The sequence below is a fragment of the Waterburya agarophytonicola KI4 genome, from assembly GCF_020640915.1.
Lineage (GTDB): Bacteria > Cyanobacteriota > Cyanobacteriia > Cyanobacteriales > Xenococcaceae > Waterburya > Waterburya agarophytonicola.
The window spans coordinates 1-9,266 of sequence record NZ_JADWDC010000109.1 but is presented as its reverse complement, the minus strand read 5'-3'; the positions used below and the strand labels follow the sequence as shown (position 1 = coordinate 9,266).

Annotated in this window: 11 protein-coding genes and 3 pseudogenes; 4 read left to right on the top strand and 10 right to left on the bottom strand. The window is 39.3% G+C overall.

The annotated features are described in order from the left end of the window. Positions 1 to 120 precede the first annotated feature (120 nt). Complete coding sequence (locus tag I4641_RS22650) at positions 121 to 849, bottom strand: YebC/PmpR family DNA-binding transcriptional regulator (protein ID WP_229642852.1); 729 nt, start codon at positions 847 to 849, stop codon at positions 121 to 123. A gap of 142 nt (positions 850 to 991) precedes the next feature. Here I4641_RS22650 and I4641_RS22645 point away from each other — a divergent pair, with 142 nt between their 5' ends. From I4641_RS22645 to I4641_RS22635, 3 genes are all read left to right on the top strand, one after another. Continuing rightward, positions 992 to 1,675, top strand: coding sequence for a GIY-YIG nuclease family protein (locus I4641_RS22645; RefSeq protein ID WP_229642851.1), 684 nt, complete (start codon positions 992 to 994; stop codon positions 1,673 to 1,675). A 105-nt stretch (positions 1,676 to 1,780) separates the two neighbouring features. Further along, a complete protein-coding gene (locus tag I4641_RS22640) occupies positions 1,781 to 2,008 on the top strand; it encodes a DNA-directed RNA polymerase subunit omega (protein ID WP_229642850.1) in 228 nt (75 codons plus the stop codon). 41 nt (positions 2,009 to 2,049) lie between these two features. Next, complete coding sequence (locus I4641_RS22635; protein WP_229642849.1) at positions 2,050 to 2,427, top strand: DUF1818 family protein; 378 nt, start codon at positions 2,050 to 2,052, stop codon at positions 2,425 to 2,427. 13 nt (positions 2,428 to 2,440) lie between these two features. On the opposite strand, the gene plsY is transcribed toward I4641_RS22635, so the two are convergent. The 6 genes from plsY to I4641_RS22605 all read right to left on the bottom strand — a co-directional run bounded on the left by plsY (position 2,441) and on the right by I4641_RS22605 (position 7,514). Then, the gene (plsY, locus tag I4641_RS22630) at positions 2,441 to 3,079 is read right to left on the bottom strand and encodes a glycerol-3-phosphate 1-O-acyltransferase PlsY (protein WP_229642848.1); all 639 of its coding nucleotides are present in this window, start codon (positions 3,077 to 3,079) and stop codon (positions 2,441 to 2,443) included. A 79-nt stretch (positions 3,080 to 3,158) separates the two neighbouring features. Beyond that, on the bottom strand, positions 3,159 to 4,673 hold the full coding sequence (locus I4641_RS22625; RefSeq protein ID WP_229642847.1) for a DUF3086 domain-containing protein: 1,515 nt from the start codon (positions 4,671 to 4,673) through the stop codon (positions 3,159 to 3,161). 10 nt (positions 4,674 to 4,683) lie between these two features. Continuing rightward, entirely contained in the window at positions 4,684 to 5,073 is a 390-nt protein-coding gene (locus I4641_RS22620) for a DUF3119 family protein (RefSeq protein ID WP_229642846.1), read from the bottom strand. A gap of 84 nt (positions 5,074 to 5,157) precedes the next feature. Next, entirely contained in the window at positions 5,158 to 5,949 is a 792-nt protein-coding gene (locus I4641_RS22615) for an MlaE family lipid ABC transporter permease subunit (protein WP_229642845.1), read from the bottom strand. 61 nt (positions 5,950 to 6,010) lie between these two features. Beyond that, complete coding sequence (gene cobO, locus I4641_RS22610; RefSeq protein ID WP_229642844.1) at positions 6,011 to 6,619, bottom strand: cob(I)yrinic acid a,c-diamide adenosyltransferase; 609 nt, start codon at positions 6,617 to 6,619, stop codon at positions 6,011 to 6,013. Further along, positions 6,612 to 7,514 carry an NAD(P)-dependent oxidoreductase gene (locus I4641_RS22605; protein ID WP_229642843.1) on the bottom strand — a complete coding sequence of 301 codons (903 nt, stop codon included), beginning with the start codon at positions 7,512 to 7,514 and terminating at the stop codon, positions 6,612 to 6,614. The genes cobO and I4641_RS22605 overlap by 8 nt, the downstream gene beginning before the upstream one ends. A gap of 96 nt (positions 7,515 to 7,610) precedes the next feature. Between I4641_RS22605 and I4641_RS22600 the strand changes: the two are divergent. Continuing rightward, positions 7,611 to 7,862, top strand: a pseudogene (locus tag I4641_RS22600) (exopolysaccharide biosynthesis protein); the annotation flags it as partial. Positions 7,863 to 7,891: 29 nt separating this feature from the next. On the opposite strand, the pseudogene I4641_RS22595 reads toward I4641_RS22600, so the two are convergent. The 3 genes and pseudogenes from I4641_RS22595 to I4641_RS22585 form a co-directional block, all read right to left on the bottom strand. Beyond that, positions 7,892 to 8,194, bottom strand: a pseudogene (locus tag I4641_RS22595) (diguanylate cyclase domain-containing protein); the annotation flags it as partial. Positions 8,195 to 8,309: 115 nt separating this feature from the next. Then, a complete protein-coding gene (locus tag I4641_RS22590; protein WP_229642842.1) occupies positions 8,310 to 8,987 on the bottom strand; it encodes a response regulator in 678 nt (225 codons plus the stop codon). Between the two features lie 26 nt (positions 8,988 to 9,013). Next, positions 9,014 to 9,187: pseudogene (locus tag I4641_RS22585) on the bottom strand (IS5 family transposase); the annotation flags it as partial. Positions 9,188 to 9,266: the final 79 nt, after the last annotated feature.

The following is a 9,266-nucleotide window of genomic DNA, read 5'->3' as shown; positions in this document are numbered from 1 at the left end:
TCTAATGGTAGAATGCACAAGTCATAGAGATCTCAACCACTACGTTCTTAAGGAGGACGTTTCCTGTGGGTTTCTCGCAGGCTTTATCGTCCGTTTCGCTTTCATCCCCATCTTCTTAGGTCACACGGTTAAAAAATTAGCCGTGACGTTTTGTACGTCATCGAGAGATTCCAAAGTATCGATTAATTTAAACAGTGATCGTTCTTGTTCGGAGTCGGTTATTTCAATATTATTATTGGGTATCCAGCGTAATTCTATTTCTTGAATGGGAAAGTCGTGTTTTTGGAGAGTTTGATTGAGATGTTCTAAATTAGTAACACTAGTAAATACCTCTGCACCTTCTTCTTCATACATTTCATAACTATCTGCCTCCCCCTCCAAAGAAGCTTCTAATAATTTTTCTTCGTCCACTACATCGAGGGTAATTACTCCTTTTTGCTCGAACATCCAACTAACACAACCAATTTCCCCCAGGTTGCCATCATTTTTAGTAAATGCCGATCTCAAGTATGCAGCCGTACGATTGCGATTATCCGTTAAAGCTTCAATCAAAATTGCCACTCCCCCCGCACCATAACCTTCATAGCGAATTTCTTCGAGGATAGCATCATCATCTTGATATGTCCCCGCACCTTTGGCCAGCGATCTCTCTATACTTTCATTAGATACCCCCGCAGCTTTTGCTTTGTCAATAGCCGTGCGGAGTTGAAAATTACCATCGGGATCTGCCACGCCATTACGCGCAGCCACAATTATAGCTCGCGACAACTGAGTAAATGTTTTTCCCTTTTTGGCATCTACCCTAGCTTTTTGCCGTTTGATATTTGCCCACTTACTATGTCCCGCCACTTTTTCCTACTACCTCTTATTTCAGCTACTTAATTATTTTACAAGTACAGACGAGGGATGCTTTGTCTCTAGCCAAAACGATCGTAAATTACGATTCTTGTTCAAATATCCTGACGCACCTCCAAGACAGCTAGGATGATTAATGACGTTTATCCAAACTACAATTATGGCTGACAACAACACCCCTCTAGAACATCAAAATGTTCCCGTCGCACATCAAGGGTTACATAGCTTTTTATATAGTTCGGATGACGAGCATAACGTAGATAATTCTCCTATTGCGATCGCTTTTGATGGAACGACTATTGCTAAAATATCGGAATGGTCGCAACAAACATCAAATACTAAAGTTGCGGGGGTTTATGCGGTTTTAGATAGCGGTCGCACCTATCAGTATATTGGCTATTCGCGAGATGTTTTGCGATCGGTTGAAGGGCATATCATGCAAAACGGAACAGACACTTGTACTTATATTCGAGTCAAAACATTTAAGTTTCCCAAGCGTCAAGCAATGGAAGCAATGAAAAAGGAATGGATGGCAGAGTTAGACTATACACCTGCTGGTAATTCTGAGGGTGGGAATACTTGGGCGCGTACTATTGGAGAAACCGCTAAAGCAAGCATGACTCAAGAAGAAAGAGAAGCCTACGAAGAGAAAAAACTCAAGCTACGCAAAGCAATGGCAGATCCGACTCTAGTTGATGAATTAACGGCTAATAACAGTCCAAGTGAAGCAGAAGTAGAGCGTCGACAAAAATTGGAAGCAGCGGTTAAAAATGATGATTGGAGTTCGGTAATAGAATCTCAAAAATCATCACAACCGTAGAAGCAAGGTACGTCTTGTCTCTAATAAACAACATCTTTTTGTTAAGATATAGTCTTGTGGTTATCACTGCATCTGTCAATCTTCAATTAAAGAGTATCGCTTTTAATGCAAAGAAAAAGTTCTTTCGACTCCGCCCACATCATGTATCGCTCAGAAGAGTTAGTGTCGGCTGCTTCCAACCGCTATCGTATTACCGTTCAAGTAGCCAATCGTGCTAAACGCCGTCGTTATGAAGAACTAGAAAGCTTTGACGATCCTACTATGAAACCCGTGATTAGAGCGATTATTGAAATGTCAGATGAATTGACTCAACCAGAAATCATCGGCGACTAGACTAACCTAACTAACTTAAAATATTAGATAGGAATAAAAAGTTGGAACGTTTGACGAAAAGTGGGGCTGGATGGCGAATTGGCTGGCATCCCCACGGGGTAAAATATCAAGGGTTGATCGGCGGAGAAGATTGGGCAATCGAATTAACCAAAGCCGAACTTAATGACTTTTGTCGTCTGCTAAATCAACTTGTAGATACCATGAGTCAAATGTCAGCAGAATTGATGGATGAAGAAAAGATTAATTGCGAAGCAGAAACAGATCTTTTATGGATGGAAGTAGAGGGTTATTGTCGTAGTTATTCCCTCCGTTTGATTTTAAATTGCGATCGCCGTTGTGAAGGAAATTGGCAAGAAGGTGTTGCTCCACAAATCGCCCTTGGCTTTGATTCTATTGGCTTTCTCTACGAAAATAATTAAGTTTTTTAATAGATTACAAAGCTTGACCTATTTTTGGCTCGATACCAGCAACCAAACGCTGAATGTTGGTTTTGTGACGTAAAATTACATATAAACCTGCTAAAACAGCAAAAACTGAGTAGGCTGGGGGTTGATTTAGGGCAACTATCAAAACATTTACGGCGATCGCACCACAAATTGAACTCAAAGAAACTATTCGAGAAATTCCCAAAGTTACAGCGAAAGTCATCACAGTGCCCAAAGCGACTAAAGGATTCATCACTAGCAATATGCCCAAAGTAGTAGCAACGGATTTACCTCCTGTAAAGTTGAGCCAAATCGACTTACTGTGTCCGATAATAGCACTCAGGGCTGCTGCTGTAATCAACCAAGGATGCCAATCAGGAGGTAAAAACCCACTAGGAGCAAGAGAATAAACTAAATTAACTACAGCTAAAGCGATCGCACCTTTGAGTAAATCAATTGCTAATACTACTAAGGCAGCAGGCTTTCCTACTGTACGTAAAACATTGGTTGCACCTGTTGAACCCGAACCGTGTTCTCTGATGTCAATACCTTTTAAGTAACGTCCGACCGCGTATCCCGTAGGAATCGATCCCAGTAGGTAAGCTGCCAATATGAGTAGTCCACCTACAATAAAATCAAATCTCATAATTTATCACTGCATTAATATATAGTCACAGTTTAACGGCTTTTTGCAATTTAAAAAATACCCAGACAAATTTAATTTACTAATATAAATAATTAGTAGATGTTGGTTTGGCACTCGAAGCAAAAGCCAGCCAGATGGGGAATTTTAAAACTGATAAGTTCAATAATTCTTCTGTTTCATCAATTATAATGACAGGTAATAATTTTTCTTCAATCAGACGCTCGGCTCTCTGCACAGCAACTTCAGGAGAATCAAATAGAGTAACGCCGCGATTTGAACCAAAATTACTGCGAGAAATTCCTAGACAATCTTGTAAACCCCTGCGCCATTCCCCCAAATTTTCGGGAGTATCGGTCAATACCAACACTCTACAGCGATCGCCATAGATGTTATGCAAAATGGAAACCGCAGCCGAAGCTACCAAAATATTTTGCAAACGACTCCCCATACTATCGATCGCTCCTCGTCCTCCTTGGACAAAAAACCAGTCTTGGACTTTTTTAGCGTGTATTGGTTCAAAAGTACGTCTCAACTGCCAAGGAGAACCATAATAATCGGGGTTATTACGATATTGATCGATCAGCTGACGAATCCGTCTGCTTTGATCGGCAAAAGTTGACTCGGAAAATTGACCTTGGGATGGAGATGGTGCAGAACCCCTATCTATGTTCCTCCTGCTATCTCTGCCACTTCTAGAGTCTCTATTATTCCTATATTCAATGTTACCAGTGTCTATATTTTCTCTACTAGTTCTTCCTCTATCTCTTATTTTTCTCCTATCTCTATTTGTCGCCATCTCTTCATCTCGATTTGCGATCCTAGATGGAGTACGAGGAGGAGTTTCAGTTTTAGCCAAATCTAATTTATCCGCTGCGCGAGCGAGATCCTGCAAGCTACCAACTAAATATTCTTTGAAACCCTGAACTTTGACCGCCAACTCTTGAGATGAACCAGCAAAATTAGCTCGCATCTCTTGATTAATTCTGTCTTTGCGACGTTCTAGTTTCTCAATTTCGATTTGAAGACTAGTTTTGCGCTCTTTTAGCTCCCTAGTACCTTCTTCGATCATCTGCGCCATATTTTCTTGAACTTCTCTCACCTGCTGCAAAAGCATTTGTTCTTTTTGGGTTTTGAGAGCTTCTATTTCATCTTCTAGACTGGCTTTTTGTTCTTGCAAGCGATCTATTTCTTCGTCTCGAACACTCGTAGGAGTATCTTCGATGGCTAAAGGCGCATCGGCTTTGGGTTCATCCAACCAGCTATCGACAAACAATTCTGATTCGCTCAAATTATCAACTATTTCTGTATTTTGTTGCCTATCAGTTTCTACAGGAGTTAATTCTTCGATGGTGTTAGTTGCTGATAAATCTAGTTCGGTATTGGAAGAGTTGGTTAATTGTAATTGGCTTGATTCAATTTCGGTTTCAGGCTCAACACTAACGTCAATAATATCGTCCACGCCATCCTCTAACCAAGCATCATCAATATCTGATGTAGATTCAACTTTTGATTCTTCTAATGGCAGATCTCCTGACTCAGTAGAGTTTGATTTAGAGTTTTCAGATTCGGGGATAGGAGGAATTTCAGAATTCATTGGTTATTGGTTATTGTTGGGGATAGTATTTGTTTAGACAATCTAAAAGAGTTTTAGGATCGAAAATAATTGGTAAAAAATGGATGCTATTAACTTCGCGGAAATAAAACAAAATGGGAATAGGCGACCAAAAAATTTTCCAATTCAACCATTCACTATAAGGAAAAGTTTTAAGTATTTTTCCAGAGCGCAATACAACTAGAGCTTGAGTGGTAAATTGTAGTCTAATTAAAACTGTTTGTATGGTTAAAAACAAACCGAACAAAGCTACTATGCCTCCTGCCCAAATAGAAAAAAAACATAATGGGATTGCGATCGCGATTAAAACTAGGGGAATTTTGTAGTTGGGAGCAAGTTCTACAACTTCGAGCGAATTATTTATCTGAATATTAGTAGCCATTATAGATAATATATTTTTAAACGATCCCTTACCTTGGAAACAAGATCCATTTTACAACGACCCAAATTTTAGCTTAATTTTTGGCTAATTCAGAAACTGACGACCTAAACCTTGGAACATGAGCCACGATAAAAAGAAGTTGGAAATAAAAATAGTAATTAAAGCCATAACTACTGCTGTAGTAGTAGATTGACCGACTCCTTTTGCTCCTCCTGTGGTGGTGAGTCCCCAGCTGCAACCAATAATGGCAATTAATCCACCGAAAATTACGGCTTTAATCATCGCACTGATAATATCCCAAATCTGTAAAAAGTCTTGGATCGATTCGATAAAAGTTGCTTGAGAAATATTGTAAATTGTGCTAGAGACAATGATGCCACCAATTGTTCCCGTGACTAGAGAAATGATGGTCAAAATTGGTAACATAACGCAACAGGCAATTGTACGGGGGACTACTAAATAGTCAATCGGATCGCTTTTTAGGACGTAAAGGGCATCAATTTGTTCGGTAACTTTCATCGTGCCAATTTCGGCTGCAAATGCCGAACCGACTCTCGCTGCAATGACTACTGCGGTTAAGACAGGAGCGAGTTCTCGACTGAGAGCTAAGACTAAAACCCCTCCGATCGCCTGTACTGCACCAAAATTAAGAAATTCTCGGGCAACTTGAATAGTAAAAACTGCACCCACAAAAATGGCTGTAATTAAAGCGATCGCCAAAGAGTCTGGCCCGACTATTCCCATTTGTTCGAGGGTATTACGGCGATTTATTTTTCCTTGTAGGATGTGAACGATCACTTGTCCCATCAGCAACAATGCTGACAGCATACGTTCCAACCAGATTTGAATCTTATTATCTATGGTTTTACCAGTCATTAAGCAAGAGGGTGTTAAGAAAAATGAGACAATCTATTTTATTTGTTGACTATGGTATGACTTAAAATTCGATTCCTGGTTGTGCTTTAATTCCTTGTTCGCGGAAAGGGTGTTTGATTAAAGACATTTCGGTTACTAAATCGGCGATCGCAATTAATTCTGTTGGCGCGTCTCTCCCTGTCAAAATGACGTGGGAGTCTTTTGGTTTTTGTTTTAGTCCTTCTATGACGGTATTAACATCTAAATATCCTAGTTTTAGAGCAATGTTAACCTCATCTAGCAAAACTAGTCTATATTCAGGATTGAGAATATATTCTAAGCTTTGCACCCAAGCAGCTTCAGCTTTTTCGATATCCCTTTCTCTGTCTTGGGTTTCCCAAGTAAATCCTTCTCCCATTGCATGAAAGTTTAATTGTTCTGAATATTTTTCTAAAACTGCTTTCTCGGCGGGTTCCCACGCACCTTTAATAAACTGCACGATCGCTACTTTATAACCGTGACCGAGGGATCGCATGACCATTCCCAAGGCTGCGGTAGTTTTTCCTTTACCATTGCCTGTATTGACAATAATCAAGCCTTTATCAGCTTTTTTGTCCGCTAGACGTTCTTCTTGAACCTCTTTACGACGCTGCATTTTCTTTTTATGCTGTTCGCTACTAATTTCACTCATAATTATTAATTGTTGATTCTTCGTAGGCTCGTATCATAGCTTGTGTGCCTTGTTCTTTGCCTTGACCGTTATCCATTGCTTGTACTATTTTGAATAAGCGATCGGCTAGTTCTGTACCAGGAAGATTATCCCCCGAAGTTTGATTGATTGCCCGAACTAAGCGCAAATCTTTAACAATATGTTTGATGGCGAAACCAGGATCGCGATCTCCCTCGATTATCTTTGTACCCAGGTTTGATAATGCCCAAGAACCTGCTGCTCCTGTACCGCAAACATCCACAATCAGGTTAGGATCGATGCCTTGATGTTTAGCTAGTTGCATTGCTTCGCATATTCCCACCATGTAAAGGGAACAAAGAATTTGGTTGCACATTTTAACTCCTTGTCCGCTACCAACATCACCACATAGGGTAATATTATTGCCCATCGCTGCAAATAGAGGCTTGCATTCGGCAAAGTCTGATTCGCTCCCCCCAACCATAATCGTGAGCGTACCGTTTTTTGCGCCTATATCTCCCCCAGAAACAGGCGCATCCATAAACCTTAGTTGGTTTGCTTGCAACCTTTGTCCGATTTCCTTGGCTGCATCGCTACCAATAGTACTCATGTCAACTATTAAAGTACCAGGTTGGCCATGGTGAATTACCCCTGCATCTCCTAACAAGACTTCTTCTACATCGGGAACATCTCCCACGCAACTAAAAATAATTTTTGCATCTTCTACTGCTGCTTTAATTGAGTCGGCTATAGTTGCACCATTTTCTCGTGCGATAGTTACTCCAGGGCGATCGCTCGTTCGATTCCAGGCTTTTACTTTATAGCCATAACGCGCTAGATTTCCCGCCATCGCACCACCCATCAAACCCAATCCTAAAAAAGCTACTGATTTTGTCATTTTTCTTGGCTAAAAGCTTTTAAATCCCAGCTTTTTTATCTTCACACAACATCGGAATTAAATAGCAGGTATTTGCAGAGTGATCGCCGTTGATTTCCCGATAAATTACTCCAAGGTTCGATGAAACTAGAAACAGTCCAGAAATTCCTCAAAATGGGTCTTCCTTGGGTAAAAAGAATTGAAAAGATTACCAAACCTCGCCTAGCTTATCTTTGCACCAGTATTCCAGGTAAAATTATCCTGGGTTGCGCGATCGCTTTAATGTCGATTTCCATGATGATTCCTATCCCTGGAACCAATACTTTACCTGCGATCGGCATTTTTGTCACTGCTTTTGGTTTACTCGAATGAGTCACACATAAAACTTCATTGGCACTATGAATACTTTCAAGTAAAATAACAAACTCGTCTCCTCCCAAACGAGCTACTGTGTCCATAGGACGTACTGATTCTCTCAGTCTGGAAGCAACAGCCATCAAAAGGCGATCGCCAAATTCATGTCCTAAGGTATCGTTAACAATTTTAAAACGGTCGAGATCGAGTAATAAAACAGCAAATAAATAATCTGGATTTCTTTGAATTCTGGCGATCGCATCAGTTAGTCTTTCTCTAAACCAAGCACGATTAGCTAAGTTGGTCAGATCGTCATAAAATGCTTGACGATGCAATTGTTTGAGCATCAACTTTTGCTGGCTAATATCTCGAAAAACATATACTACACCTAAAAAGTTGTTATTAATAGTTGGATCTAAGTCTAAATTATTCGAGCGATCATAAATCGGAGCAATCGAATCTTCAATTTGTAGTTCTTGTCCGTTTTTTTTTAATCAGTACAATTTGCTCTAATAAAGTTATAGTTTCTCCAGCTTGTCGAATTTGTTGAACGGGAATATTAACAGCTTGACGATCTTTTTCGTAAATTAGTCTCAATACTTCTGGTAATTTTTTGCCTATTGCTTCAGTAAAAGACCACCCCGTAATATTTTCCGCAGTACAATTAATAAAAGTAATATTATTTTCTATATCTGTTGTAATTACTCCATCACCAATGCTTTCTAAAATAGCACCCAGCCAATTAGCCCGTTGTTTCAATTGTTTTTGCATTTGGTGCTTGTAAAGAGCAATTTCGATAGTAGTGTACAACTCTTTTTCTTGAAAAGGTTTGAGAATATAGCCATAAGGACAACTATGTTTAGCTCTTGTTAAAGTATTTGCATCAGAATGAGCAGTTAAATAAACTACTGGAATATCATAATCTCCTTGAATTATTTCAGCTGCATCAATACCATCCATTGCACCAATAAGTCGGATATCCATTAAAATCAAACTAGGATTGAGTCTAGCTGCTTTTTCTATAGCCAATTTTCCACAGTCGGCAATTTCTGGTGCAGAATATCCAAGATCTTCTAGAATCCCTTGTAAATCTTGTGCAACAATACTTTCATCTTCAACTATTAAAATTGTTGTTAACATTGATTTAGAATAGACCTCTTGCATAACTACGAAGAAATCGTTGTTTTTCTTCGGTAATTCAGTCCATAATTATAAATACCTGCTATTAAACTCAGTCTCAAATTAATTCTTTTTCTTCTATTTCTATATCGGGATGATAATAATTTAAATATTTTTAGACGACGATTAATATGTTCGATTATTATTCTTTCTCTGGCTAATTTTTAGAACTATAGTTGGAGGAAAACCAGGGTAAGCTCATCTTATTTTGTATAAAATGTACTTGACAAAAGTTTCGTT

Coding starts and splice junctions, on each gene's coding strand:
- I4641_RS22645 (WP_229642851.1), top strand. CDS start 992: ATGACGTTTATCCAAACTACAATTATGGCTGACAACAACACCCCTCTA.
- I4641_RS22640 (WP_229642850.1), top strand. CDS start 1,781: ATGCAAAGAAAAAGTTCTTTCGACTCCGCCCACATCATGTATCGCTCA.
- plsY (WP_229642848.1), bottom strand. CDS start 3,079: ATGAGATTTGATTTTATTGTAGGTGGACTACTCATATTGGCAGCTTAC.
- I4641_RS22625 (WP_229642847.1), bottom strand. CDS start 4,673: ATGAATTCTGAAATTCCTCCTATCCCCGAATCTGAAAACTCTAAATCA.
- I4641_RS22620 (WP_229642846.1), bottom strand. CDS start 5,073: ATGGCTACTAATATTCAGATAAATAATTCGCTCGAAGTTGTAGAACTT.
- I4641_RS22615 (WP_229642845.1), bottom strand. CDS start 5,949: ATGACTGGTAAAACCATAGATAATAAGATTCAAATCTGGTTGGAACGT.
- cobO (WP_229642844.1), bottom strand. CDS start 6,619: ATGAGTGAAATTAGTAGCGAACAGCATAAAAAGAAAATGCAGCGTCGT.
- I4641_RS22605 (WP_229642843.1), bottom strand. CDS start 7,514: ATGACAAAATCAGTAGCTTTTTTAGGATTGGGTTTGATGGGTGGTGCG.
- I4641_RS22590 (WP_229642842.1), bottom strand. CDS start 8,987: ATGTTAACAACAATTTTAATAGTTGAAGATGAAAGTATTGTTGCACAA.